At 67.5% G+C, this 24097-nt stretch carries 23 protein-coding genes and 1 tRNA gene; 15 read left to right on the forward strand and 9 right to left on the reverse strand.

The annotated features are described in order from the left end of the window. Positions 1 to 126: 126 nt before the first annotated feature. The 6 genes from RQG77_RS11310 (at position 127) to RQG77_RS11335 (ending at position 5346) form a co-directional block, all read left to right on the forward strand. Positions 127 to 1422: an extracellular solute-binding protein gene (locus RQG77_RS11310; protein ID WP_311244803.1), complete on the forward strand. Its 1296-nt coding sequence runs from the start codon at positions 127 to 129 to the stop codon at positions 1420 to 1422. Between the two features lie 67 nt (positions 1423 to 1489). Then, a complete protein-coding gene (locus RQG77_RS11315; RefSeq protein ID WP_311244804.1) occupies positions 1490 to 2491 on the forward strand; it encodes a sugar ABC transporter permease in 1002 nt (333 codons plus the stop codon). Next, positions 2488 to 3381, forward strand: a complete 894-nt coding sequence (locus tag RQG77_RS11320) for a carbohydrate ABC transporter permease (RefSeq protein ID WP_311244805.1) — start codon at positions 2488 to 2490, stop codon at positions 3379 to 3381. The genes RQG77_RS11315 and RQG77_RS11320 overlap by 4 nt, the downstream gene beginning before the upstream one ends. A gap of 2 nt (positions 3382 to 3383) precedes the next feature. Continuing rightward, positions 3384 to 4061: a hypothetical protein gene (locus RQG77_RS11325; RefSeq protein WP_311244806.1), complete on the forward strand. Its 678-nt coding sequence runs from the start codon at positions 3384 to 3386 to the stop codon at positions 4059 to 4061. A 43-nt stretch (positions 4062 to 4104) separates the two neighbouring features. Then, entirely contained in the window at positions 4105 to 5118 is a 1014-nt protein-coding gene (locus tag RQG77_RS11330; protein WP_311244807.1) for a LacI family DNA-binding transcriptional regulator, read from the forward strand. Between the two features lie 139 nt (positions 5119 to 5257). Further along, a tRNA-Ser gene (locus tag RQG77_RS11335) sits at positions 5258 to 5346 on the forward strand. 78 nt (positions 5347 to 5424) lie between these two features. Here the strand turns inward: RQG77_RS11335 and RQG77_RS11340 are convergent. Then, complete coding sequence (locus tag RQG77_RS11340; protein WP_311244808.1) at positions 5425 to 5796, reverse strand: hypothetical protein; 372 nt, start codon at positions 5794 to 5796, stop codon at positions 5425 to 5427. 73 nt (positions 5797 to 5869) lie between these two features. Between RQG77_RS11340 and RQG77_RS11345 the strand changes: the two genes are divergently transcribed. Continuing rightward, a complete protein-coding gene (locus RQG77_RS11345) occupies positions 5870 to 6598 on the forward strand; it encodes a MerR family transcriptional regulator (RefSeq protein ID WP_311244809.1) in 729 nt (242 codons plus the stop codon). Positions 6599 to 6610: 12 nt separating this feature from the next. On the opposite strand, the gene RQG77_RS11350 is transcribed toward RQG77_RS11345, so the two are convergent. Then, positions 6611 to 7294: a GPP34 family phosphoprotein gene (locus tag RQG77_RS11350; RefSeq protein ID WP_311244810.1), complete on the reverse strand. Its 684-nt coding sequence runs from the start codon at positions 7292 to 7294 to the stop codon at positions 6611 to 6613. A gap of 157 nt (positions 7295 to 7451) precedes the next feature. On the opposite strand from RQG77_RS11350, the gene RQG77_RS11355 reads away from it, so the two are divergent. Further along, on the forward strand, positions 7452 to 8075 hold the full coding sequence (locus RQG77_RS11355; RefSeq protein WP_311244811.1) for a small multidrug efflux protein: 624 nt from the start codon (positions 7452 to 7454) through the stop codon (positions 8073 to 8075). Between the two features lie 24 nt (positions 8076 to 8099). Here RQG77_RS11355 and RQG77_RS11360 read toward each other — a convergent pair whose 3' ends face one another. Next, complete coding sequence (locus RQG77_RS11360; protein WP_311244812.1) at positions 8100 to 10697, reverse strand: excinuclease ABC subunit UvrA; 2598 nt, start codon at positions 10695 to 10697, stop codon at positions 8100 to 8102. A 189-nt stretch (positions 10698 to 10886) separates the two neighbouring features. Next, complete coding sequence (locus RQG77_RS11365; protein WP_311244813.1) at positions 10887 to 12221, reverse strand: DUF1254 domain-containing protein; 1335 nt, start codon at positions 12219 to 12221, stop codon at positions 10887 to 10889. A 165-nt stretch (positions 12222 to 12386) separates the two neighbouring features. On the opposite strand from RQG77_RS11365, the gene RQG77_RS11370 reads away from it, so the two are divergent. From RQG77_RS11370 to RQG77_RS11385, 4 genes are all read left to right on the forward strand, one after another. Beyond that, the gene (locus RQG77_RS11370) at positions 12387 to 13427 is read left to right on the forward strand and encodes an aldo/keto reductase (RefSeq protein WP_311244814.1); all 1041 of its coding nucleotides are present in this window, start codon (positions 12387 to 12389) and stop codon (positions 13425 to 13427) included. 101 nt (positions 13428 to 13528) lie between these two features. Next, positions 13529 to 14185: a GntR family transcriptional regulator gene (locus tag RQG77_RS11375; protein WP_311244815.1), complete on the forward strand. Its 657-nt coding sequence runs from the start codon at positions 13529 to 13531 to the stop codon at positions 14183 to 14185. A 74-nt stretch (positions 14186 to 14259) separates the two neighbouring features. Continuing rightward, on the forward strand, positions 14260 to 15234 hold the full coding sequence (locus RQG77_RS11380; RefSeq protein ID WP_311244816.1) for an NAD-dependent epimerase/dehydratase family protein: 975 nt from the start codon (positions 14260 to 14262) through the stop codon (positions 15232 to 15234). Positions 15235 to 15306: 72 nt separating this feature from the next. Further along, positions 15307 to 15993 carry a GntR family transcriptional regulator gene (locus RQG77_RS11385; protein WP_311244817.1) on the forward strand — a complete coding sequence of 229 codons (687 nt, stop codon included), beginning with the start codon at positions 15307 to 15309 and terminating at the stop codon, positions 15991 to 15993. A gap of 48 nt (positions 15994 to 16041) precedes the next feature. Here the strand turns inward: RQG77_RS11385 and RQG77_RS11390 are convergent, their stop codons facing one another. From RQG77_RS11390 to RQG77_RS11400, 3 genes are read right to left on the reverse strand one after another with little or no spacing between them, the layout of a single operon-like run. Then, positions 16042 to 16437 (reverse strand): VOC family protein, encoded by a 396-nt coding sequence (locus RQG77_RS11390; RefSeq protein ID WP_056309753.1) that lies wholly within the window; start codon positions 16435 to 16437, stop codon positions 16042 to 16044. Positions 16438 to 16476: 39 nt separating this feature from the next. Beyond that, positions 16477 to 17412, reverse strand: coding sequence for an NAD(P)-dependent oxidoreductase (locus RQG77_RS11395; RefSeq protein ID WP_311244818.1), 936 nt, complete (start codon positions 17410 to 17412; stop codon positions 16477 to 16479). 23 nt (positions 17413 to 17435) lie between these two features. Continuing rightward, entirely contained in the window at positions 17436 to 18419 is a 984-nt protein-coding gene (locus RQG77_RS11400) for a LacI family DNA-binding transcriptional regulator (RefSeq protein ID WP_311244819.1), read from the reverse strand. A gap of 100 nt (positions 18420 to 18519) precedes the next feature. Here RQG77_RS11400 and RQG77_RS11405 point away from each other — a divergent pair, with 100 nt between their 5' ends. The 3 genes from RQG77_RS11405 to RQG77_RS11415 are packed head-to-tail and all read left to right on the forward strand — an operon-like array spanning position 18520 to position 21460. Further along, complete coding sequence (locus RQG77_RS11405; protein ID WP_311244820.1) at positions 18520 to 19650, forward strand: Gfo/Idh/MocA family oxidoreductase; 1131 nt, start codon at positions 18520 to 18522, stop codon at positions 19648 to 19650. Then, positions 19647 to 20402, forward strand: coding sequence for a cupin domain-containing protein (locus tag RQG77_RS11410; protein ID WP_311244821.1), 756 nt, complete (start codon positions 19647 to 19649; stop codon positions 20400 to 20402). Before RQG77_RS11405 ends, RQG77_RS11410 begins: the two co-directional genes overlap by 4 nt. Beyond that, entirely contained in the window at positions 20399 to 21460 is a 1062-nt protein-coding gene (locus tag RQG77_RS11415; RefSeq protein ID WP_311244822.1) for a Gfo/Idh/MocA family oxidoreductase, read from the forward strand. Before RQG77_RS11410 ends, RQG77_RS11415 begins: the two co-directional genes overlap by 4 nt. A 106-nt stretch (positions 21461 to 21566) precedes the next feature. On the opposite strand, the gene xylB is transcribed toward RQG77_RS11415, so the two are convergent. Beyond that, on the reverse strand, positions 21567 to 22853 hold the full coding sequence (xylB, locus tag RQG77_RS11420; RefSeq protein ID WP_311244823.1) for a xylulokinase: 1287 nt from the start codon (positions 22851 to 22853) through the stop codon (positions 21567 to 21569). 5 nt (positions 22854 to 22858) lie between these two features. After that, positions 22859 to 24046: a xylose isomerase gene (gene xylA, locus RQG77_RS11425; protein ID WP_311244824.1), complete on the reverse strand. Its 1188-nt coding sequence runs from the start codon at positions 24044 to 24046 to the stop codon at positions 22859 to 22861. Between the last annotated feature and the right edge of the window lie 51 nt (positions 24047 to 24097).

Consider the following 24097-nt stretch of genomic DNA (forward strand, 5'->3'; position numbering starts at 1 on the left):
CGTTTCAATCTGGATTAGCGTGCAGGTAAGCGTTTTCCCCGCACTTCGGAGATCGCATCCCGCACCACATGGACACAGGCGTTCCGCGGCTCAGCCGAACGAGGACGTTCACCAGAGAGGACAACGATGTTCAGCAAGAAGCGTCTGGCGGCCGCAGCGGCCGTCGCCACCAGCGCAGCGCTGGTACTCGCCGGCTGCGCCGGCGGCGGCAGCCCCGAGGGCGGGGCCACCTACGATCCTGACGAGAAGGTCACGCTCGACCTCGCGTTCTGGGGCAACGACGTCCGCGCCGACCTGTACAACCAGGCGATCGAGGCGTTCAACGAGGAGTACCCGAACATCACGGTGAACGCGACGTTCCTCGGGTTCCCGGAGTTCTGGGAGAAGCGTCAGACCGAGGCCGCCGGCGGCGGCCTCCCCGACGTGATGCAGTTCGACTACTCGTACCTGCGTCAGTACTCCGAGAACGGCCTGCTGCTCGACCTCGAGCCCTACCTCGGATCCGTCATCGAGACCGACCCGCTGCCCGAGAACATCCTCAGCATCGGCGTCGTCGACGACACGACCTACGGCATCGCGACCTCCACCAACGCATGGGGCCTCTTCACGAACCCCGCACTCCTCGAGACCGCGGGCGTCGAGGAGTTCGCCGGCGGCGACTGGGCCGACTACTCCGACTGGATCACCGAGGTCACCGATGCGAGCGGCGGCGCCTTCTGGGGCGGCTCCGACTTCTCGGGCCGCATCCAGAACCTCGAGCTGCAGCTCCGCAGCGAGGGCAAGAACCTCTTCGACGAGGACGGCACCCCCGGATTCGACGAAGAGCGTCTGAAGGAGTTCTGGGAGTCGGGAGCCGACATCCGCGACGGGGCCGGCGTGCCCCAGCAGGTCGTCGAGGAGCTGACCCCGCTCGGTGCGTTCGACTCCGCGAAGACGGCCAGCGAGCTCACGTGGGACAACTTCGGTGCGGGCTACCTCGCCAACCTCGGCGAGAGCTACACCGAGCTCGGCCTCGTGGCCCCGCCCGTGACGAAGGAAGGCGCGAAGGACCTCTACCTGAAGCCGTCGATGCTGCACACGATCTCGGCCAAGACGGAGCACCCCGAGGCGGCGGCGACGCTCGTCAACTTCCTGGTGAACTCGCCCGAGTCCGGTGAGATCTTCGGCACCAACCGCGGCCTCCCCGCCTCCGAGACCGCGCTCGAAGCTGCAGAGCTCGACCCGCTGAGCCAGCAGGTCAAGGACTACGAGGAGTCCATCGCCGACCGCCTCGGCGACGCACCTCCCGTGCCGATCGTCGGCTACGGCACCCTCGAAGAGAAGTTCCGCGTGCTGGGCACCGAACTGAACTTCGGCACCACGACCGTCGACGACGCCGTGGAGCAGTTCTTCGCCGAGATGGACGTCGTCCTCAACCAGTGATTCCGTCGGTGGGCCGGGTGACGACCGCCCGGCCCACCGCACCCCACCCGCTTCGGAAGGAGCTGTCATGAGCACGACGGCGACGAGGACGATCGTCACGGACGAGACGTCCCGACGAGGGCGAACGCTGCGCAGCGGTCGACGCCCCGAGAAGGAACTCGCACGGCCCGGTCAGCGCGCACGTCTGCGCCGCGAGACTGCGACCGGATACGCGTTCCTCACCCCCTGGCTCATCGGCTTCTTCGGCCTGACCGCTGTGCCGATGGTCTATTCCCTGTACCTCTCCTTCACGAAGTACAACATCTTCCAGCCGCCCAAGTGGATCGGCCTGGACAACTACATCCGCCTGTTCACGAGCGACCCGAACTTCATCCAGTCGGCGCAGATCACCCTGGTCTATGTGTTCATCGGCACGCCGATCACCCTCGCCGCGGCGCTGGGTGTCGCGATGCTCCTGAACTATCGCGACAAGGGCGCCGGCTTCTTCCGCTCGGCGTTCTACGCTCCGTCGCTCATCGGCGGATCGGTCTCCGTCGCGATCGTCTGGCGGGCGATGTTCTCGTCCGACGGACCCGTCGACAGCGGCCTTCAGATCTTCGGCATCGAACTCGGCGGATGGATCGGAAACCCGAGCCTCATTCTTCCGATGATGATCCTGCTCGCCGTATGGCAGTTCGGGGCGACGATGGTGATCTTCCTCGCCGGCCTCAAGCAGATCCCCAAGGAGCTCTACGAAGCGGCCGAGATGGATGGGGCGAACGCATACCGCCGCTTCCGCGCCGTGACCATCCCGATGCTCTCTCCGGTCATGTTCTTCAATCTGCTGCTGGGCCTCATCGGCGCCTTCCAGGTGTTCGCCTCGGCGTACATCATCTCCAACGGAACCGGCGGCCCCGCCGGAATGACGAACTTCATCACGGTGTACCTGTACAAGCGCGGGTTCTCCGACGGGCAGATGGGCTACGCCGCGGCGATCGCGTGGGTCCTACTGATCGTCGTCGCGATCATCGCCTTCATCCTGTTCCGCACTCAGCGGTCGTGGGTGCACTACTCGGGAGACGACAAATGAGCATCACAGAAGCCGTCGTCACGGCATCCGCCCCCTCGCCCCGTCGGCGCGTGAAGCGCAAGACGTGGCAGACCGTCATCTGGTTCATCGGCCTCTTCGTGCTCACCCTGGTGGTGCTCTACCCGCTGCTGTGGCTGTTCCTGTCGACGTTCAAGCCGAATTCCGAGTTCGGTCAGAACCCCGGGCTGTTCCCGCAGGCGCCGACGATCGACAACTACGGCAAGGTCATGGAGGGCATCGCCGGAGTGCCGATGTGGCGCTTCTTCCTGAACTCGCTGATCCTCGCGGTCTCTGCCGTCGTCGGCACCGTGCTCTCGTCGGCTCTCGCCGCGTATGCGTTCGCGCGAGTGCAGTTCAAGGGTCTCGGGGTGCTGTTCGCGGCGATGATCGGCACGCTGCTGCTGCCGTTCCACGTCGTGATCATCCCGCAGTACATCATCTTCAACCAGCTCGGCTGGGTCGACACCTTCATCCCGCTGATCCTGCCGAAGTTCCTCGCCACCGAAGCGTTCTTCGTCTTCCTGCTCGTGCAGTTCATCCGTCAGATGCCGCGAGACATGGACGAGGCTGCCCGCATCGATGGGGCGGGTCACTTCCGGATCTTCTGGGCGATCATCCTGCCGCTGATCAAGCCGGCGCTGATCACCTGCGCGATCTTCTCTTTCATCTGGGCATGGAACGACTTCCTCGGACCCCTTCTCTACCTGACGAGCCCGGAGAACTACCCGCTGCCGATCGCGCTTCGTCTCTACAACGACCAGACGTCGTCGTCGGACTACGGTGCGACGGTCACGGCCTCGTTCATCGCACTGCTGCCGGTGCTGCTGTTCTTCGTGGTCTTCCAGCGGTTCCTCGTCGACGGCGTCGCCACGCAGGGGCTGAAGGGATAGCCATGTCGGTCATCCGCGAAGACCGTCGGGCCCATCGGGCCGCGAAGCGTGAGGCGCGCTCAGGTGCCGGTCCGACGGTCGCCGGGATCGAGCCGGGGGTCAACCCCGGCGCGACGGCGAAGTTCGGGCTGTTCGGCGAGGTGCTCACGGTCGGGCTGCTCATGACGATCATCGCCCTCGGTGTCGTGACTCTGCCGATTGCCCTGGCCGCCGGCATCCGTCACCTGCGACGCTTCGTCGCCGCCGAGGACTCGCGCACCGCGCTGTTCTGGGAGGACGTGCGCGCCGGCATCCTGCCGTCGCTCGCCGTCGGTGTGCCGGCTGCGTTGATCGCGACCGTGCTGACGATCGACGTGGTGCTCGCAGGGTCGGGTGCTCTGCCCGGTGGCGAGGCCATCGCGGTCGTCGGCTGGGCGGGACTGCTCGCTCTCGCCGTCGCCGTGCTCCTCGCAGCGGGCGCCTGGTCGCCGACGCTCGGGTGGAAAGATGCCGTGCGATCGGTGCCCGGAGCGATCAGGGCGGATGCCGCGGGTGCCGCCTACATCGCGGCCGCGGCCGTCTTCACCGGTGTCGTGACCTGGGCGCTCGCACCCCTCTTCATCGCCGGAATCGGCTGCGCGGCGCTTGCCGTCGTCGCCGTGCCGGGGCGTCGTCGGCGCCGGGAGAGCGGCGAGGAATGAGAAGGTAGTCGTTGGCGCACGCGCGGACGGACGGAGGCACGCCATGGCAGTAGGGGTGAAGGACGTCGCGGCTGCGGCCGGCGTCTCGGTCGGCACCGTCTCGAACGTGCTCAACCAGCCGGAACGCGTGTCCGCCAAGACGGTCGAGCGCGTGCAGCGCGTGATCCAGGAGCTCGGGTTCGTGCGCAACGACGCTGCCCGGCAGCTGAGGGCCGGACGCAGTCGCAGCATCGGACTCGTGGTGCCCGACATCGGCAACCCGTTCTTCGCCGAGGTGGTGCGCGGCGCAGAAGACAGGGCAGCGGATGCCGGCATGACCGTGCTGCTCGGCAACAGCGACGAGCGAGACGAGCGCCAGGTCGCTCATCTCGAACTCTTCCAGGAGCAGCGCGTCAACGGCGTGCTGCTGACGCCCGCCTCCGACGACCTCTCGGCCGTGCATCGCTTCGCCGCGGGAGGGATGCCGGTGATCCTCGTCGACCGTGAGGTGGAGGAGGGGCTTCTTCCGTCGGTGTCCGTCGATGACGTCGAGGGCGGCCGGCTCGCGGCAGAGCACCTGCTTTCGGCCGGACGACGCCGACTCGCATTCGTCGGAGGACCGCAGTCGGTGCATCAGGTCGCCGATCGTCTTCGGGGAGTGCAGGCAGCAGTCGCAGCCCATCCCGACGTCGCTCTCGAGATCTTCGAGCAGTCCGCGCTCACCGTGCTGCAGGGGAGGGCTGCGGGCGAGGCCATCGCGGCGCGTGCCCCTGAATCGCGCCCGGATGCCGTCTTCGCCGCGAACGACCTGCTCGCCGTCGGTCTGCTGCAGGCCTTCAGCTTCGGATCCGCGATCCGCGTGCCCCAGGACATCGCCATGGTCGGCTACGACGACATCGACTTCGCCTCGGCCACCGTCGTTCCGCTGAGCTCAGTGCGTCAGCCGGCCCGGCTGCTCGGCTGGACGGGCGTCGACCTGCTGCTGAAGGAGCTCGACGGCGTCGAACACGAGCGTCGCGTGCGGTTCCAGCCCGAGCTCGTCGTGCGGGAGTCGAGTGCGGGAGTCCCCGGTCGTTAAGCGAAGCCGACGGAGTCGACTGAGACGAAACGTCGCGAGCCTCGCGGTCGTCGTTCAACGACCGGTACGGCGATTCGTGACTGTCCGCTGAACCCGTTATGCTTGCAAGGTGCATCCGGTCTTCACGGAGCGGATGCCTGGAGACGTCGCATAGTCCGGCCGAGTGCACCACCCTGCTAAGGTGGAGTCCCCTCACGGGGACCAGGGGTTCAAATCCCCTCGTCTCCGCAAAATGAATCCCTGCTCCGGCAGGGATTTTCTGTTGTCGCGGCAGTGTTCTCAAGACGCTCGTGTCAGGGCGCCGCTCTATCCGCTGTATGAGCCGTCGAGCACTTCCACGGTGCTCTGCGAGTCGGGATACTTCACGCGGGTCGTTACGTCGTCGTGGCCGAGGTCGGCGCAGATCGCCGCGATGGTGTCGAGGTGCTCGTTGAATGAGTCCAGATCGGCGGGCAGGATGACGGTCTCGTCTTCGAGCTCCGGCGCGGCCGCTCCGGCATCCGCGATGGCGCTCTTCAGGTCACCGTCGGGCAGCGATATCCCTTCGCGCAGGTGATCACCGGCCTTGACCAGCGCCGTGGGGTCTGCCGAGATCATGCTGTTGTTCGCCTGGGTGGCCACGGTGTCGACCCATGCGCACGCCGCGTCGTCGAGCGCTGCCGTCGCCTCATCGTCCATCGGCGGCGACACTGCCACCGGCGCGCTGCGCAGGCGAGAATGAGAGGGGATCGCAGCGCGAGAGGAGCGTGTCATGACGTGGAGCACGAGAGAGGTCGCCGACCTCGCCGGGACCACGGTGAACGCGGTACGCCACTACCACCAGGTCGGGCTGCTCGAGCACCCCGAGAGGTCGTCGAACGGGTACAAGAGCTACGAGGTGCCGCATCTCGTGCAGCTGCTCCGCATCCGTCGCCTGCGCGAGCTGGGCGTGCCCATCGATCAGATCGATCGGGTGGCGGCCGGAGATGAACGGGCGTTCGCGGCGCTCGAAGACATCGATGCCGACCTTGCCGTCACGATCGATCGCCTCCAGCAGGCTCGTGCGGAGATCCGCACGATCATCGACGGAGCGACGACAGCCGACCTTCCTCGGGGATTCGAGAACATCGCTGCAGACCTCACTCCCACCGAGCGATCTCTCATGCTCATCTATTCGCAGGTCTACGACGACGAGGCCATGCGCGACCTGCGCGCGATGCTCGAATCCGATCCGGCCGACGTACGGTCAGACTTCGACGCGCTGCCGGAGGATGCCGATGAGCAGACCCGCATCGGCATGGCGGCGAGGTATGCGGTCGGCCTCGCTCACGATCTGAGGACCTACCCGTGGCTGAGCGACCCCCTGGCGCACCACCGGGGGCGACCGCAGATGACGTGGGAGGCGGTCGCGGAGTCGGTCGCCGCGCTCTACAACCCGGCGCAGCTCGACGTGATCGCCCGCGCACACGTCATCGCTCTGGCGATGATCGCCGACGTCTGACGTCGCCGCAGCTCACAGCCGCGGCAGCACGGTCGCCGCGATCACCGTGTTCATGATGACGGCGTTCATGGTGCGCACCACAGCGCTCGAGGTCGCAGCCGCACCCCAGTCGCCGCTCTCGAGCTCCTGCGCTCGCGTGTAGACGTCACTGCCCCAGGGGATCTCCGCGTGGAACTGAGGGAGTGTGCCGCTCGCCGACAGCAGGGCGATGCTCGCTGCAGTGCGAGGCGCAGGAGTCTCGCCGTCGATGAGGGCAGCGCGCACGTCACTGATCAGAGCCGAGCGGCGCTCGCTCGCGAGCGTGATCTTCGTCGACGGGAAGAGCCCGAGCACCTTGCCCTCAGTGCGGTGCAGGTCACCACGATGAACGAGGCGGTCGAGGACCGGGCCGCGCAGGCGCGGACCCACGCCTGCGAGCACGGCCTGCACATCCTGCGGCTTCTTCGACAGCGACGTCCATGCCGGTTCGAGGAGCGGGTCGGGGGCGTCTCCTTCACCGACTGCGCGAACCCGGGTGAACAGCCCGTGCTCCTCCGCCTCGACGCGCCCCGCGAGCGCCAGATCGGCCAGCACCGCACCGCCCAGCACGTAGAAGAGGATGTTCTCTCCGGCGATCGTGCCCGAATCGGGTTGGAACAGCAGCAGCAGCGTGTCTTCGACGATCAGGGGTTGTTCCGACAGGTGTTCTCCGCTCATCTCTGCAGTGAACACCCTGTGGCGACCACAGGGTCAAGCCCGCAGGTCAAGATCGGCGCCGATGTTGACCCTGTCGTAGGCACAGGGTCTTTACTGCCTGCAGAAGCTCGGGACGACGCGTCCGGGCACGGCATCCGATACGAAGAAGAGACGAGAGATGGACAATCCCTATCCCTGGCTGCAGGACTTCATCAACCAGGTTCCCGAGTTCCTCCAGCCGGTGATGGTGGCGCTGGTCGCCGCCATCCCGTACATCGAAGGTGAGGCGGCCGCGGCCTTCGGCATCATCGCGGGCATCAACCCGATCGTCGCGGCGCTCGCCGCGATCACCGGCAATGTGCTCTGCGTCATCGGCGTCGTGGTGCTGGGGTCGCGCATCCGTGGCGGTGTCGTCGCGCGTCGGTCGGCGCGTGGCACTTCAGCCGCTCCTGCCGCACGCGGCGCCGCGACCTCCACCACGTCGTCGAGCACCACGTCGTCCAGCACCACGGTCGAGACACTCGACGACGACTCCACCGGATCCTCAGGAAGCGGTGAGGAAGACACCACTCGCCGGGGGAAGGGCAAGACCAAGCTGAGGCGGTGGCTCGTCAGGTTCGGAGTCCCCGGTGCGAGCATCCTTGCTCCGATCGCTCTTCCGACGATGCTGACCGCCGCCTTCTTCGTGGCATCCGGCGTGCGCAAGGAGTGGGTCATCCTGTGGCAGATCGTGGCGATCGTGCTGTGGACGGGCCTCGTCGCGGCGGCGGCCACGGGTCTTCTCGCTCTGCTGGGCTGGTGACGATGAACCGAAGCGGGTCCTGACTCACTGCGCAGCGAGGGCAGTCGCAAGGTACGAAGCAGTCGTGCTCCCGCTCGCCGAGGCGATGGCCCGCGGAGTCCCCTCGGCCACGACCGTGCCTCCGAGGTCGCCGGCCCCCGGGCCCATGTCGATCACCCAGTCGGCCTGAGCGACCACGCGCATGTCGTGCTCGACCATCACGACCGTGTTGCCGGCATCCACCAGGTGCTGAAGATGCACCAGCAGCCGGTCGGTGTCCGACGGATGCAGACCCGAAGTGGGCTCGTCGAGCAGGTAGAGGGTGTCGCCGTGCTGGGCCCGTCGGAGCTCGGACGCCAGCTTCACGCGCTGTGCCTCGCCGCCCGAGAGCTCTGTCGCCGACTGACCCAGCGGCAGGTATCCGAGCCCTACATCGAGCAAGGCATCGAGGTGTCGCGCGACGTCGGCATCGTCGGCGAACAGAACTCGCGCGTCGTTCACGCTCAGGGCGAGGACGTCGGCGATCGTGTGCCCGTGCAGTTCGATCTCGAGGGTCTCGGGGTTGTAACGGGTGCCACCGCACGTGCTGCAGGGGGCGTGCACGGTGGGGAGGAAGAGCAACTCCACCTCGACCGTGCCTTCGCCCTTGCAGGTGGGGCATCGCCCGCTCGCCAGGTTGAACGAGAACCGGCTCGCGGCATATCGCCGCCGACGTGCTTCCGGAGTCGCGGCGAACAGAGCGCGGACACGGTCGAAGAGGCCCGTATACGTCGCCACGTTCGATCGTGACGTGCGGCCGATCGGCTTCTGACTGACCTGCACGACGCGCCGCACCCGGCTGGCAGGACCGGAAGCGCGCCCTGTGGTCTCGGCCGTCGGCGAGGAGAACAGCGGATCCGATGCCGTGCTGTTCTGCGTGTCGCTCGATGCGTCGCTCGTCGCGCCGTCCACCTCGCTGGAAAGGCTCTTGCGCAGCAGGTCGGGCAGCGCCTGGGTGACGAGAGACGATTTGCCCGATCCGGAGACGCCGGTGACGGCGGTGAGGCAGCCGAGGGGGATCGACACCGAGACGCTGCGGAGGTTGTTGCGCGAGACATCGGTGAGCTCGAGCTGGCCGTCGGGCTCGCGCGGGGTGGGCGCCGATGGCGTCGGCTGTTGGTCGCTCACGCGATCGGCGAAAAGGTACCGCCGGGTCTGCGAGTGCTCCGCCTCTCGGAGCCCGTCGATCGGGCCGGAGTAGACGATCTCGCCCCCGGTGGCTCCCGCACCCGGGCCGATGTCGACGATCCAGTCCGCATGCCGGATCACATCGAGAGAGTGCTCGACGAAGAAGACCGTGTTTCCTGAGTCTCTGAGCGAGCGGAGGATACGCACGAGCGCTTCGCCGTCGGCGGGATGAAGCCCGGCAGAGGGCTCGTCGAGCACGAACATGACCCCGAACAATTGCGAGAGCACCTGGGTCGCGAGCCGCATGCGCTGCAGCTCTCCCGAGGAGAGCGTGGGGGTCGATCGATCCAGTGAGAGGTAGCCGAGACCGAGCTCGATGATGGGCGAGACCCGATCGCGCAGCTCGTCGACCAGCCGGTGCGCCGCGAGCTGCTTCTCGGGCGAGAGCGCCTCGCCATCAGATGCGTCGGCAGACCCGAGCGCGGATCGGTCGAGTGCCGTCTCCAGGAGAGCTGCGAGATCGGCGAGTGGCAGTGCGGCCATCTCCGTGATGTCGAGACCGGCGAAAGTCACGGCGAGGGCCTCCGGCTTCAGCCGGCGTCCGTCGCACATCGGGCAGCGGACGCTGACCATGAAGCTCGCTGCCTTCTCGCGCATCTTCGCGCTCTTCGAGTGGGCGAAGGTGTTGAGCACGTACTGTCTCACTCCGACGAATGTGCTCATGTACGACGGCTCGATGCCGGCCGCGACTGCCTTGCGCACCTGCGCCGGACCGCGGTCGGTGAACACCGGAACCTGAGGGGACTCCTCGGTGTACAGCACCCACTGACGCTGCTCCTCGGGCAGATCACGCCACGGGATGTCGATGTCGTAGCCGAGGGAGATCAGGCTGTCGATGAGCTGTTTGCCATGCCACGCCCTCGGCCAGGCGTCGAGAGCGCGGTCGCGGATCGACAGCGACTCATCGGGAACCATGAGGTGCAGGGGCACGTCGTACACCTGGCCGATCCCGTGGCACCGAGGGCAGGCGCCCTGCACGGTGTTCGCCGAGAAGTCCTCGGCGAGCAAGGGGGCTGCCCCCGGCGGGTAGGTGCCTACGCGCGAGAACAGCATGCGCACGACATTGCCGATCGATGTGGCGCTGCCGACGGTCGATCGAGCACTGCCGGCGGTGCGCTGCTGGGGGAGGGCGACCGCGGGAGGTAGCCCCGCGATGGCATCGACGTCGGGGATGTCGACCTGGCTCATCAGGCGCCGCGCATAGGGCGCCACGGACTCGAAGTAGCGACGCTGCGCCTCGGCGTAGAGCGTGCCGAAGGCGAGAGAGCTCTTTCCTGAGCCTGAGACGCCCGTGAACGCGACGAGGGCGTCTCGGGGGATCGCGACGTCCACGTCGCGAAGGTTGTGCACACGTGCTCCGGTCACGACGATGGCGTTCGACGTGCCGGAGAGCTTCGACGGTGGGGTCCCGCCCATCTTGGACCTCTTCTCATATCCCGCGCACAGCGCGGATGGATGCGACATTCGCCGGCTCTGCGCCACGTTACCTCGCGCATCCGACTTCGTCGGAGTGGTTGACAGCGGTCGGCCTGACCCTCCGGTCTCGGGCCGGTGGCATGAATGCCGCAGGCGTGTCGCGTGACGCTCTGCGCCCGAGCAGGTGCGTCAGACGCGGATGATCGAGGGAACCTCATAGGTGCGGTCGAGCACTGCTTCGGCCGGCTCGTACATTCGCAGCACAGGGCGGAAATCGCCCGCCGGTGAAGGCAGCCAGTTCGCCCGGGCAGTGGGGTCGGCGGGCTCATCGTGGCTGATCGTGATCGTCAGTGAACCGTCGGGTTCGTAGACGATGCCCGGCGTGCGGTCGCCGATCGAATACCTGTCGATCGGATTCTCGACCATGAAGAAGTTCGGCACGTCGTACATCGTCAAGGACCAGAACGCGCCCACCGGAGGTGTGGGATCGAGGTGCAGGGTGTACCTGCGCGCACCCGTGAGCTGCTCACCCTGATCGTCGACGTAGGTCATGATGTACGCCGCCTCATAGGAGTGGTTCCCCCACAGGCCTCCTGCTGCTGCGGCCGCTCGTTCGATGATGCGCATCTTCGGGTCGCCGATCTTGAACCGGGGATCATCCAGTGCGCCGGTCCGGAAGAAGTCGAGGTTGTAGTCGAACGCGTGGAAGGTGAGCTTCCAACCGTTCACCTCGGGGCTGGTGCCACCGGAGTGGAGAACTTTCTCGATGAGGGCTCGGCCGTGCTCGTAGCCCGCGATGAGCGCAGACGCGATCTCCTCGTCGACGTCGGGTATCGATCGATCAGCATCGTTGATCCCCAGAGGCGTGAGGCCTGCTTGGAGCTGCTGGTCGCGTTCCGGGGCGGGGAAGGCCTGACTCCACAGACGCAGCTTGTCGAAGAAGACGAGAGCGTCGGAGTCGGAGTCTGCGGGCTGCGGGATGCCGATGGGCCGCGCGTGCGGATCCAGCGTCGTCAGGGTGGTTTCATCCTGCAGCGCGGCGACGGACGCGAGGTCGTGGTCGCCCGCGCAGGCCCAGCGCCCGACGATCGAGGCGATACGGGTGGGGAACTCGATCGTGGCGCTGGTGTCATCCGGCGCGTCGCCAGACCAACCGGGAGGGACGAGCAGGAATGCTCCCGCCTGCGTGCCCGTGGCGCGGTGCCCGACATAGGCGAAGTTGTTCGTCCAGGCGTCGACGAATTGCAGAACGTAATAGCGTCCCTCCGTATCCGGCACCCGCAGGAGCACGGGGCCGACGCTGAGGTCGATCTGCGCCATCGAGTAGAGGGTGTCGTTGTTGATGGTCACGAACGTGTCTGCGGGGCCGGCCATCGCGCGAGCATGGCTGAACGAGTTGAAGGGAGCCGCAGGGTTCGCTCCCACGCCCTCGGTCACATAGCGCTGAACCTGGTCGAGGTTGAACACCAGCGGGAAGCCGAAGACGTAGGCCTCTGTGGCGAGCGAGGTCAGATCGGTGGTCATGGTGGGCTCCTGTTCGTCCGTCGATCGGCCGACGCGGCCTGCGGCCACGGTAGCCTCGGTTCCCGCATCTCGCGGTGGCTGCTCACCTGTTCCGGATGAGCAGCGGCGAAGCGGCAAGCGCTATCCTGAAGGCCTTCCCCCGCCTCGCATCTAGGAGCATCCCTCATGCCCATCGCTGCCGATGACCCCCGCCTGACGAGCCCCTTCGAGGCCGCCTCCACCCGGTACACCGATGTGCCTTTCCAGCGCGCCGGCACCAGCGGAGTGCAGCTGCCGAAGGTCTCGCTGGGTCTCTGGCAGAACTTCGGCCGCGACCGCACCTTCGACAGCCAGCGTGAGATCGTGCTGCACGCCTTCGACCGCGGAGTCGTGCACATCGACCTCGCCAACAACTACGGCCCGCCCTACGGCTCTGCCGAGTCGACGTTCGGCGCGGTTCTCGAGAGCGGCCTCGCCCGCTACCGCGACGAGCTGTTCGTGACGACCAAGGCCGGGTACGACATGTGGCCCGGCCCCTTCGGCGACGGCGGATCGCGCAAGTACCTGACCCGCTCGCTCGAGCAGAGCCTGCAGCGCATGAACACCGACTACGTCGATGTTTTCTACTCGCACCGCCCCGACCCCGAGACGCCGCTGGAGGAGACGGTCACGGCCCTCGCCGACATCGTGCGCAGCGGAAAGGCGCTGTACGTCGGCATCTCGAACTACCCGGCCGAGCTCGCCCGTCGGGCATACGAACTGTTGGCAGACCAGGGCGTGACCCTGCTGCTGCACCAGCCCCGCTACTCGCTGTTCGACCGCACGCCCGAGGCCGAGCTGTTCCCGGCGCTGCGCGAGCTGAAGGTCGGCAGCGCGGTGTTCTCGCCACTGGCCCAGGGCCTTCTGACCGCCAAGTACATCGACGGCGACGTTCCCGCCGACTCGCGTGCGGCGAACAGCCACTTCCTCAACGGATCGGCGCTCACCGACAGCTATCTCGAGCGCATCCGCGGCATCGACCGCGTCGCCAAGGATGCGGGTCTGTCGATCCCGCAGCTCGCCGTCGCCTGGGTGCTGCGGGATCCGGTGGTGACCACAGCGATCATCGGCGCATCGCGCACCGGACAGATCGACGACGCCGTCGCGGCGAGCCAGGTCGTGCTCTCCGTCGACGTCATCGCGGCTCTCGAGGAGTTCGCGGCGACGCCAGGTGCCACCGTCGTCTGAGACGTATCGGCGACCCCGGCGTAATATTCCGGGCCGCCGCGAGTCTGTTCAGTAGGGGCTCCTACGAACGGGGGCGTCCACGACGGACCCGGGGAGCAAAAATGACCATCGCCTATGCGGAGCCACGGGCGCGCCAGTGGATCCATCACGGGTCCGTTCCGCTGCCCGAACTGGCTTTCGAGCACATCCTCGCGGCGATACTCCGGGGAGAGTACTTGTCTGGCGACACGCTCAACACCACGCGGTTCGCCAGGGAGCTCGACATGTCGCTGAATCCGATCCGCGAAGCGATCATCCGGTTGCGCGACATCGGATTGGTGGAGGTCACTCCTGCCCGGTACACCAAGGTCGCCGACTTCACGACCTCAGAGTCGCGTGCCTCGATCGGCTATGCCGGCGTGCTCGCCGGTGCAGCGCTCAGAAAGGCGCTGTCCACGTCGACTGACGAGATCCGCGCGGATCTCGCAGCGCATCTCGAACTGATCGGCGGTGCAGGCGAGCCCGCCGACCGCAACGCGGCAGCGATCGCGTTCCTCACCGCCGTGGCCGCGCTCATCGAGCATCCTCGACAGGCGATGCACCTCGTGGAGAGCACGATCCTGGCTCAGTGCGCGCTGCAGTTCTCCGCGGATGCGCCTCGTGACGTCACGACGCGGGGGCTCTCGACTGCGGCCGGCGCCGCCGCACGGGCGATTCACGCCGGAGAACCGGAGACTGCGGAGGCGGCCGTTCGCGCGCTCTTCGAGCTGCTCGCCTGAGTCCGCGGCCTGCCGGTGGCTGCAGACTGCCGCGATCGGAGCCCGGCGTCCGCCCCGTCGATAGAGTCGAAGACATGACTGCGACGAAGGTGTTGTTCATCGGTGGAACGGGGATCATCTCCTCGGCGGCGAGCGCGCTCGCCGCGTCTCGGGGCATGGAGGTGACGCTGCTGAACCGTGGGCAGTCGCGTCGTGAGCCCGCCGAGGGCGTCGAGGTGCTGACCGCCGATGTCTCGGATGCCGCGGCGGTCGACGCCGCTCTCGCCGGCCGCGAATTCGACGTGGTGGCCGACATGATCGCCTTCACCCCCGACCAGGTGCAGCGCGACATCGACCGCTTCGAAGGCCGCACGGGGCAGTACGTCTTCATCAGCTCGGCATCCGCCTATCAGAAGCCCGTGGCGCGCCTGCCCATCACCGAGTCCACGCCGCTGCGCAATCCGTATTGGCAGTACTCACGCGACAAGATCGCCTGCGAGGATCTGCTCGAAGCCGCCTATCGCGACCGTGGGTTCCCGGTCACGGTGCTGCGCCCATCGCACACCTACGACAAGTGGACCATCCCCGCTTTCGGAGGATGGACGGCGATCGATCGCATCCGCCGCGGTGAGGAGATCATCGTGCACGGTGACGGCACGTCGCTCTGGACCCTCACCCACTCGAGCGACTTCGCGGTGGGCTTCGCAGGACTGCTCGGCAACCCGCTCGCCTATGGCGACACCTTCCAGATCACCAGCGATTTCGTCTACACCTGGAACGACATCTACACGATCCTCGGACGCGCGGCCGGTGCGGAGCCGAGGATCCACTACGCCACGAGCGCCGCGATCGAGGATGCCGCGCCCGACCGCGCCGGTCAGCTGACCGGTGACATGGCGCACTCGGTCATCTTCGACAACACGAAGATCCGCCGCCTGGTGCCTGACTTCGCCCCGGTCGTGCCGCTGCACACCGCGGCGAGAGAGATCATCGAGTGGCACGACTCACACCCGGAGCTGCAGCGCGTCGACCCTGCCATGAACGTGCTGTTCGACGGGCTGCTCGCCTGAGAACGGAGATCTGAGCGACGGCAGACCGGTAACCTGTGCTGCAGCGTTCCCGACCCCCGAGCAGGAAGCCACATGCCGGTTCCCAATGATTCGAAGCCGACCGTCCAGCGACGGCTTCTGCGTGATGAAGCCCACGACGCGATCCGCGACGCCATTCTCGATGGCACGCTGAAGCCCGGCGAGCGCCTCGACGACAAAGAGCTGCAGCAGTGGCTGGGCATCTCGCGCACACCCATCCGCGACGCGCTGCAGGGCCTGGCGATGGAGGGACTCGTCGAATCGGCTGCGCAGAGCTACACGCGCGTCGTGAAGCCGGACCCTGAGCACGTGGAGTCGTTCATCCAGACTCTGGGCGTGGTGATGGGCGGGGTGACCCGAACGACGGTGGGTTCCTTCGACGGCACCGACCGGGCCGCGTTCGCCGCGATCGTCCGCAGGGTCGAGGCGGCTCTCGCGGCGCGAGACAAGCACGAGCACCTGCGTCTGGGTGTCGCGATGTACGAGCTGTTGCTCGAACGCTGCGCCAATGCGGCGCTGGTCTCGCTCGCGCGTGCCGCGATGACGCCGATGAGCTACCAGATCCGCATCACGGCAGACGATCGCGAGCCGAACTGGGCGATGCTCGAGACCGGGTGGGGTCGTCTGGGTCGCGCGGTCGAGGACGGTGATCCGATCGCTGCGGAACTGGCCCTCGAGGAGATGCATCTGCTCCCGCTGCCGTCGAACTCCTGGGAGCCGCCGCACTGGGGTGCGCGCTGACCACGTCGAGCACACGCACGCCCTGACCGGTCGTGGTGGCCGCGTCGCTCAGGCGGCTGACATCACCGCGAGCACGTTGCCCGCAGGGTCGGTGAACCACGCGATGTCGGGGCCGCGATCGGGGCCACCGCGAAGGATGCCCTTGTCGTCGGTGTCGAAGTCCGAATCGGGGTAGATCTTGGTCACGACTCCGCGCCCGTTGAGGTCGTCGACCGCCGCGTCGATGTCGTCGACGGGGAAGTTGAGGATCGTGAAGCTCGCCGGCGTGTGGTTCGGCTTCGCGTAGACGAGGATCGAGCCGCCATCGGGCAGGCTGATGTCGAGGAAGCCCATGGCATTGGTGGTGACGTCCAACCCGAGGGTGTCGCCGTAGAAGGAGCGGGCGGCGTCGATGTCGTCGACGCTGAATCCGCTGAACGCGTGCGTGGTCTGAAAGGCGGTCATGCGTTCAGCATGCGCCGCTCGCCGCGCGGTGTCCAGACCCTACGGGCGCACCTGGTTGATGAGGTCGTCGCCGGCGTGCAGGCGGGTCACGTTCCGGTCGACCAGGTGCGCGGCGCCGACCGGCCGGTTGCCCGCGATGTGCGGCGTGATGAGCAGGTTCGGCGCATCCCAGAGCGGATCGGATGCCGCAAGCGGTTCGGATTTCGTGACGTCGACGGCGGCCGCACGCAGCTGCCCCGACTCGAGTGCCGCGATCAAGGCGGCCTCATCGACGGTCGCGCCCCGGCCGACGTTCACGAAGGCCGCTCCGGGCTTGAGCGCACCGAAGACCTCGGCGTCGAACAGGTCGGTGGTCTCGGCTGTGGCGGGGAGGATCGAGACGAGCACGTCTGTCTCGGCGAGGATCGCCGTGGCGTCGGCGTCCGCGTGCACCGGGTATCGCGATCGGGTGCCTGCGGTGCGGGCGATGCCCTGCACGTCGGCGCCCAGTGCCGTGAGGGAGGGAGCGAGCGCCCCGGCGATCGAGCCGAAGCCCCAGATCGTGACACGGGAGCCTGCGAGCGTGTAGGACTGCTGCGTGCCCGGAGCGCTCTGCACGTCGTTGAAGTCCTCATCCCAGCGGTGCTCGTGCTGCGCATCGTGAAGCCGATCGAGGCGCCGCACCGCGCTGAGGATCAGCGTCAGTGCGTGCTCGGCGACCGGACCATCGTGCAGCGAACGACCGGAGCAGATTCGCACATCATCACCGAATCCGGCATTCAGGACGACATCGGCACCCGAGGCGAGCGCCTGCACGAGCCGGAGTTTCGGCAGCACGCGGGCGGCTTCCTTCAGCCATTCCGACGAGTTGTGCCAGACGACCAGCACCTCGGCGTCGCGGTGCTCCTCCGGGACGGGTGTATCGATGTCGTAGACGACAGCCTCGACGTCGGCGTTCACCGGCAGGTCGAAGGTGTTCGGGATCAGGATCTTCATGGGGGCCTCCGCTTCCACGGTAGTCACTGAGGGGACTCGGTCGACTCGCGCCACACGATGGTGAGCAGTCCGTCGGGCTTCTCGGGCGGCTCGCCACCTCGCACTGCCGCGACGAGTCGGTGCATCGAGTAGGCGCCGAGACGTTCGCGGTCCTGCGAGACGCTCGTGAGCGAGGGGACGAGGAACGCGCTCTGGGGGTGATCGTCCCACCCGGTCACAGCGACTTCGTGGGGCAGCTTCCACCCGCGCCTGGTGGCGGCCCGAATCGCGCCGGTCGCGATGACGTCGTTCGCGGCGATCACCGCGAGCGGGGGCGCATCGTCGGGCAGGGCGTCGATCGCATGCTCTCCCGCCGTCCCGCTCCAGTCGCCGTCGGTCACCCCGAGGGACTCGAGCCCGAGCCTCTCGATCGTCGCGAGGTAGGCCTCGCGGCGCGCTCGCGCAGAGGGGAAGTCCTCGGCGCCGGCGAGGTGGATGAAGCGTCGGTGTCCCTGCTCTGCCAACCGCTCGATCATCTCGGAGATCGGGCGTGAATCGGTGAACTCGCCGGTCATGTGCATGGCGTCGTCGAACTCGCCGACCGACAGCACGATCGGCCCCCCGCCGGTCGTGTCGATGAAGGGGAGCGGAGTGAACGCGAGAACGCCCTCGTATTGTCCGGACTCGACCACGTCGGTCAGACGCTCGACGCGTTCCTCCGGGCCGTCGGGCAGGCTGACGACTTCGACGACATATCCCTCATCGCGGGCGGCGGCGATCGCCCCCGACAGCAGGGTGAGCGGATTCATGGTCGCGATCGGCACCACGACGGCGAGGCGACCGGTGCGCTGCGTGCGCATCGATCGGGCGGCGAGGTTCGGTCGGTAGTTGAGCTCGGATGCTGCGCGCAGCACCTTGTCACGGGTGGCCTCGGATATTCCGGCGCGTCCGGTGAAGACGAACGACACGGTGGACTGCGACACTCCGGCGAGATGGGCGACGTCATGGCTCGTCGGGCGTTTCTCCATGGCATCCGTCCTTTCGGGGCTTGACGTGACCGGTGTCTGCATCGATAGTATCTACTACGTCTTAGTAATACGTAGTAACACCTCATCGAGGAGGCAGTGGATGCTCAGGATCGGAATCATCGGCACCGGCGGGATCGCCGACGCGCACATCGACGGATACCTCACGTTCCCTGACGAGTGCGAGATCGCAGCGCTCGCCGACGTGATCCCGGGCAAGGCGGCGCAGAAGGCCGAGGCCTTCGGGCTGACGGACGTCGCGACGTTCGACGATCCGCTCGAGATGATCGCCTCCGGGCTGGTCGACATCGTGAGCATCGCGACCCCGCCGTCGACGCACGCGTCGCTCGCGATCGCGGCTCTCGACGCCGGCATCCACGTGCTGGTCGAGAAGCCGATGGCCCCGTCGCTCGAAGAGTGCGACGCGATGCTCGCGGCGCAGGAGCGCTCCGGCACGGTGCTCTCGGTCGTCGCCCAGAACCGCTTCCGCGACGATCTCGCGACCCTCAAGGACGTCGTCGACTCCGGGCTGCTCGGATCGATCTCGCACGTCCGGGTCGACTCGGCGTGGTGGCGGGGGCTGCCGTACTACGACCTGTGGTGGCGCGGCACGTGGGAGAAGGAGGGTGGGGGATGCACTCTGAATCACGCAATCCACCACATCGACCTGCTGCTGTGGCTGCTGGGGAGTCCGAGCGAGATCACCGCGATGCTCGCCAATGCACAGCACGACAACGCCGAGGTCGAGGACCTCTCGGTCGCGATCTTCCGCTACGACCGCGGCCTCGCCCAGCTCACCAGCTCGGTCGTGCACCACGGGCAGGAACAGGCGATCGTCATCCAGGGCGCGAATGCCCGGGTGTCTCAACCGTTCTCTGTCGTCGCCGAGCGCGCTCGCGCGGACGGATTCCCCGAAGAGGGAGGCGACTCCGACGTGGTGGCGCGCATCGAGGCGCTCGTCGCCGCGCGCACACCTCTCGCTCACCTCGGGCACGAAGGCCAGATCGGTGACCTGCTCGGCGCGATCCGCGACGGCAAGCCACCGATCGCCGGGGGCCTCGACGGACGCAATGCGGTCGAGGTCGTGACGGCGATCTACAAGGCGGGCTTCGAGCGCCGGTTCGTGTCCCTGCCGATCGAGGCATCCGACCCGTATTACCGGGCCGGGCAGCTCGTCGCGAACGCTCCGCACTTCTTCGAGAAGACCACCTCGCTGATCGAGGCGGCATCGTGACCGCATCCTCGTTCCCCGGCGGCACGTCGCTGTCGCATCTCGACGTCTATGCGGATGCGGCGCCCGACGGCATCTGCGGCGGAAGCCCCCACATGCACCTCGTCTCGACCGAGGCATACGTGGTGATCTCGGGTGAGGGAGCGCTGCAGACGATCGACGCGGACGGCTTCCGCGAGATCGCCCTGTCGGCGGGATCGGTGGTGTGGTTCACCCCGGGAACCATCCATCGCGCCGTGAACCGCGGCGACCTTCGGGTCGTCGTGCTGATGAGCAACGCCGGGCTGCCCGAGGCGGGGGATGCCGTGATGACCTTCCCCGCAGAGATCGTGGCGGACCCGGCTGCGTATGCGGAGGCGGCCTCGCTCGGAGACGAGAACGAGCGAGCCGAGCGTGCGTCCGCACGTCGGGACCTGGCCGTGACCGGATTCGAGGCGCTGCGGGATGCGGTCGTCGCCGGCGATCGTGCTGCTCTCGAGGCGTTCCATGCCGCCGCGGGTGCGCTCGTGCGCGATCGTGCCGAGGCATGGGGAGACCTCGTGCGAGCGCGGCCGCTGGCCCAGGCCGAGCAGTCGCTCGCGCTCGCCGAAGCCGTCGCGTCCGGTTCGGTGATGCACCTCGCCGACGCCCGTGTTCACCAGGCCGTACCCTCGGTGGGGGATCGCGGCTTCGGCATGTGCGGACGCCTGCGCACCTATGACGTGACCGATGACGACGTGACCGATCGCGTGACCGATGAGGAGAATGACCGATGACCCGCACCTATACCTTCGATCCGCTGCCCGAGCCGGTCGTCGGCCCCGGGGAGTTCGTCTTCGCGGCCGTGGGCCTGGCGCACGGACACATCCACGGGATGGTCGAGCAGCTCATCGATGCCGGCGCGACCCTCTCGCTCGTCTATGACGAGGACCCCGCGAAGATCGCCGACTTCGTCGAGCGGTTTCCGCAGGCACGAGTCGCCGCGAGCGAGCAGGAGGTCCTCCACGACCCCGAGGTGCAGCTCGTCGCGAGCGCGTCGATCGCGAATCAGCGGGCGCCTCTCGGAGTGCGCGTGCTCGATGCGGGCAAGGACTTCTTCGCCGACAAGCCCGCGATCACGACGATCGACGACCTCGAGGCCGCCCGTGACGCCGTGGCGCGCACGGGTCGCAAGTTCGCGGTCTACTACGGCGAGCGCGTGCACTCGGAGGCGGCGATCCTCGCGGGGCAGCTGATCGACCAGGGGGCGATCGGCACGGTGCTGCAGGTGGCGTCCTTCGGGCCGCACCGCATCGGCGCAGGACGCCCTGACTGGTTCTATGATCCCGAGCAGTACGGCGGCATCATCTGCGACATCGGCAGCCACAACTTCGAGCAGATGCTCTACTACACGGGTGCGACCGACGGAGAGATCGTGAGCTCGACGGTGGCGAATTACGCGCACCCCGAGACGCCCGGACTGCAGGACTTCGGAGACGCGCACGTCGTGCTCGACAACGGCACGACAGGGTACGTGCGCGTGGACTGGTTCACCCCGGCGGGGCTCGACGTCTTCGGTGACGGCCGCACGGTGCTGCTCGGCACTGACGGATACATCGAGCTGCGCAAGTACACCGACATCACGACCGACAACGGCGGAGGGCAGGTGCTGCTCGTCAACCAGGACGGCCAGTTCCGCTTCGACGCGACGGGCAAGACGGGCTTCCCGTTCTTCGGGCAGCTCATCCGCGACTGCCTCGACCGCACCGAGCACGCCATGACTCAGGCGCACGCTTTCGCTGCGGCAGAGCTGAGTATCATCGCGCAGCGGGATGCTCGAGTGCTCGCCGGCTGACGGCATCCCCGGACTCCGTTCGAATCGCTCGAATGACCGTATCCGGACGGAGTATCGGGTCATTCAAGCGATTCGAAACGGATTGGAAAGGCCGGGAGGGGAGAGGTTAGCCGGCGACGGCAGCAGCCTGGCGCGCGGCGCCCAGCGCGACGTACTCGCCGGGCTCGGGCACTTCGACCGCCAGGCCGAGGACTTCGGGCGCGATGCGGCGCACGGCCTCGGACTGCGCACCGCCACCGATCAGTAACGCGCGCTCCAACGGGATGCCGAGGTCGCGCAGCGCGTCGAGGCCTGCGCCGAGCCCTCGCAGCATCCCCTCGACCGCGGCACGGGCGAGGTTCTCCCTGGTCGTCGACGCGAGTGTCATTCCCGAGAGGGATGCCGTGGCATCCGGCAGGTTCGGTGTGCGCTCGCCCTCGAAGTAGGGGAGCAGCGTCAGGCCGCCGGCTCCCGGTGCCGCCTGCAGGGCGAGGTCGCTGAACTCACTGTGGGTGACTCCGAGCAGAGCGGCGGTGACGTCCACGACCCGAGCCGCGTTGAGCGTCGCGACGAGCGGCAGGAAGTTGCCCGACGCGTCGGCGAACCCGGCCACCGTTCCGCTCGCATCGCTCAGTGGAGTGGTGCTGATCGCGCACACCGTGCCCGACGTGCCGATCGACACCACGACGTCGCCGGGCACCGCGCCGAGTCCGAGCGCGGCCGCGGCGTTGTCTCCCGCTCCCGCGCCTACGCGCCGCCCATCGGCATCCGTCACCGACTCGTCGTGAGCGAGCACGCGCGGCAGGATCGCGTCATGCCCGAGAGCCGCCACGAGCAGCTCACGGTCGTACTCACCGGTCGAGGGGTTCCAGTAGCCCGTTCCCGACGCATCCGACCGATCGGTCACGAGCTCGTCGAGCACCGGGTTCTCAGGACCGAAGCCCCGCAGTCGCCAGGTGAGCCAGTCGTGAGGCAGCGCGACCGCCGCCACCCGCGCCGCGTTCTCGGGCTCGTGATCGCGCAACCAGCGCAACTTCGTGATCGTGAACGAGGCGACGGGCACGAGACCGGTTCGAGTGGAGAGTTCCTCGGCGCCGAACTCGTCGATCAGGTCCTGCGCCGAGCCCGCCGAGCGGGTGTCGTTCCACAGGAGCGCATCGCGGACCACGGCACCCGACGCGTCGAGCGCGACCATGCCGTGCTGCTGACCGCCGATCGACCAGGCGGCGATGTCGTCGAGAGTGCCTGCCTCCGCGATCGCCGCATTCAGCGCACTCCACCAGGCCTCGGGGTCGACCGACGTCCCCTCGGGGTGCGACGCTCGACCGGAGCGGATGACCGCCCCGGTCGATGTGTCCACGACCACGACCTTGCACGACTGGGTCGACGAGTCGACCCCGAGAACCAGTGGCATGACGATCAGCGGGCGCCGAGCAGGTGCTCGGTCGCGAGCTGCTGCAGACGGACGAAGCCGAAGCCCTTGCCGCCGAAATAGGAGTCCGCGTCGAAGTCCTCGTAGGCGGAGCGGTCGGCGAGGAAGTCGTCGTATGTCTCCCCGGCCTTCAGCGTCGGCGTCGAGAGCTCGTCGACGCGGGCGGCGGCGAGTGCCTCCTGGACCTCGGGATCGGCGCGGAACGCGGCTGCCCGCTCCTTGAGCAGCAGGTACGTGCGCATGTTCGCGGCGGCCGAATCCCAGACACCCTTCTCGTCTTCCGTGCGGCTCGGCTTGTAGTCGAAGTGACGCGGGCCGTCGTACGCGGGGACACCGCCGGGGCCGCCGTTCTCGAGCAGGTCGACGAGCGAGAAGGCATTGTGCAGGTCGCCGTGACCGAAGACGAGGTCCTGGTCGTACTTGATGCCTCGCTGGCCGTTGAGATCGATGTGGAAGAGCTTGCCGTGGAACAGCGCCTGCGCGATTCCTGCGGTGAAGTTGAGTCCGGCCATCTGCTCGTGACCGACCTCGGGGTTCACGCCGACGAGCTCAGGGCGCTCGAGCGAGTCGATGAACGCGATCGCGTGGCCGAGCGTCGGCAGCAGGATGTCGCCGCGGGGCTCGTTCGGCTTCGGCTCGATCGCGAAGCGGATGTCGTAGCCCTTGTCGGTCACGTAGTCGCCGAGCAGGTTGACGGCCTCGCGGTAGCGCTCCAGCGCCTGGCGGATGTCCTTCGCGGAGTCGTATTCGGCGCCCTCGCGGCCGCCCCACATGACGAACGTCTTCGCGCCGAGCTCAGCGCCGAGATCGAGCTGACGGAAGACCTTGCGCAGGGCGTAGCGGCGCACGTCGCGGTCGTTCGAGGTGAAGCCGCCGTCCTTGAAGATCGGGGCGCTGAACAGGTTGGTCGTCACCATCGGCACGACGAGGCCGGTGTCGGCGAGAGCGCCCTTGAGACGATCGATCTGGTTCTGACGCTCGGCATCGGTCGAGCCGAACGCGAACAGGTCGTCGTCGTGGAACGTCAGCCCGTAGGCGCCGAGCTCGGCGAGCTTCTCGACGGCGTGCACGACGTCGAGGGCCGGTCGGGTCGGGCCGCCGAACGGGTCTGCTCCGTTGTAGCCGACGGTCCAGAGGCCGAAGGAGAACTTGTCGTCGCGGGTGGGGATGGTCATGGCTGCTCCTGTGCAGATCATCGAATAAGTTGTGATTGACAACATATATCA

Origin of the sequence: Microbacterium sp. WCS2018Hpa-23 (assembly GCF_031843845.1) — a bacterium.
GTDB lineage: Bacteria > Actinomycetota > Actinomycetes > Actinomycetales > Microbacteriaceae > Microbacterium.

Excerpts from the sequence above, each read along its gene's own strand:
- RQG77_RS11310 (WP_311244803.1), top strand. The coding sequence starts at position 127 with ATGTTCAGCAAGAAGCGTCTGGCGGCCGCAGCGGCCGTCGCCACCAGC.
- RQG77_RS11315 (WP_311244804.1), top strand. The coding sequence starts at position 1,490 with ATGAGCACGACGGCGACGAGGACGATCGTCACGGACGAGACGTCCCGA.
- RQG77_RS11320 (WP_311244805.1), top strand. The coding sequence starts at position 2,488 with ATGAGCATCACAGAAGCCGTCGTCACGGCATCCGCCCCCTCGCCCCGT.
- RQG77_RS11325 (WP_311244806.1), top strand. The coding sequence starts at position 3,384 with ATGTCGGTCATCCGCGAAGACCGTCGGGCCCATCGGGCCGCGAAGCGT.
- RQG77_RS11330 (WP_311244807.1), top strand. The coding sequence starts at position 4,105 with ATGGCAGTAGGGGTGAAGGACGTCGCGGCTGCGGCCGGCGTCTCGGTC.
- RQG77_RS11340 (WP_311244808.1), bottom strand. The coding sequence starts at position 5,796 with ATGGACGATGAGGCGACGGCAGCGCTCGACGACGCGGCGTGCGCATGG.
- RQG77_RS11345 (WP_311244809.1), top strand. The coding sequence starts at position 5,870 with ATGACGTGGAGCACGAGAGAGGTCGCCGACCTCGCCGGGACCACGGTG.
- RQG77_RS11350 (WP_311244810.1), bottom strand. The coding sequence starts at position 7,294 with ATGAGCGGAGAACACCTGTCGGAACAACCCCTGATCGTCGAAGACACG.
- RQG77_RS11355 (WP_311244811.1), top strand. The coding sequence starts at position 7,452 with ATGGACAATCCCTATCCCTGGCTGCAGGACTTCATCAACCAGGTTCCC.
- RQG77_RS11360 (WP_311244812.1), bottom strand. The coding sequence starts at position 10,697 with ATGGGCGGGACCCCACCGTCGAAGCTCTCCGGCACGTCGAACGCCATC.
- RQG77_RS11365 (WP_311244813.1), bottom strand. The coding sequence starts at position 12,221 with ATGACCACCGATCTGACCTCGCTCGCCACAGAGGCCTACGTCTTCGGC.
- RQG77_RS11370 (WP_311244814.1), top strand. The coding sequence starts at position 12,387 with ATGCCCATCGCTGCCGATGACCCCCGCCTGACGAGCCCCTTCGAGGCC.
- RQG77_RS11375 (WP_311244815.1), top strand. The coding sequence starts at position 13,529 with ATGACCATCGCCTATGCGGAGCCACGGGCGCGCCAGTGGATCCATCAC.
- RQG77_RS11380 (WP_311244816.1), top strand. The coding sequence starts at position 14,260 with ATGACTGCGACGAAGGTGTTGTTCATCGGTGGAACGGGGATCATCTCC.
- RQG77_RS11385 (WP_311244817.1), top strand. The coding sequence starts at position 15,307 with ATGCCGGTTCCCAATGATTCGAAGCCGACCGTCCAGCGACGGCTTCTG.
- RQG77_RS11390 (WP_056309753.1), bottom strand. The coding sequence starts at position 16,437 with ATGACCGCCTTTCAGACCACGCACGCGTTCAGCGGATTCAGCGTCGAC.
- RQG77_RS11395 (WP_311244818.1), bottom strand. The coding sequence starts at position 17,412 with ATGAAGATCCTGATCCCGAACACCTTCGACCTGCCGGTGAACGCCGAC.
- RQG77_RS11400 (WP_311244819.1), bottom strand. The coding sequence starts at position 18,419 with ATGGAGAAACGCCCGACGAGCCATGACGTCGCCCATCTCGCCGGAGTG.
- RQG77_RS11405 (WP_311244820.1), top strand. The coding sequence starts at position 18,520 with ATGCTCAGGATCGGAATCATCGGCACCGGCGGGATCGCCGACGCGCAC.
- RQG77_RS11415 (WP_311244822.1), top strand. The coding sequence starts at position 20,399 with ATGACCCGCACCTATACCTTCGATCCGCTGCCCGAGCCGGTCGTCGGC.
- xylB (WP_311244823.1), bottom strand. The coding sequence starts at position 22,853 with ATGCCACTGGTTCTCGGGGTCGACTCGTCGACCCAGTCGTGCAAGGTC.
- xylA (WP_311244824.1), bottom strand. The coding sequence starts at position 24,046 with ATGACCATCCCCACCCGCGACGACAAGTTCTCCTTCGGCCTCTGGACC.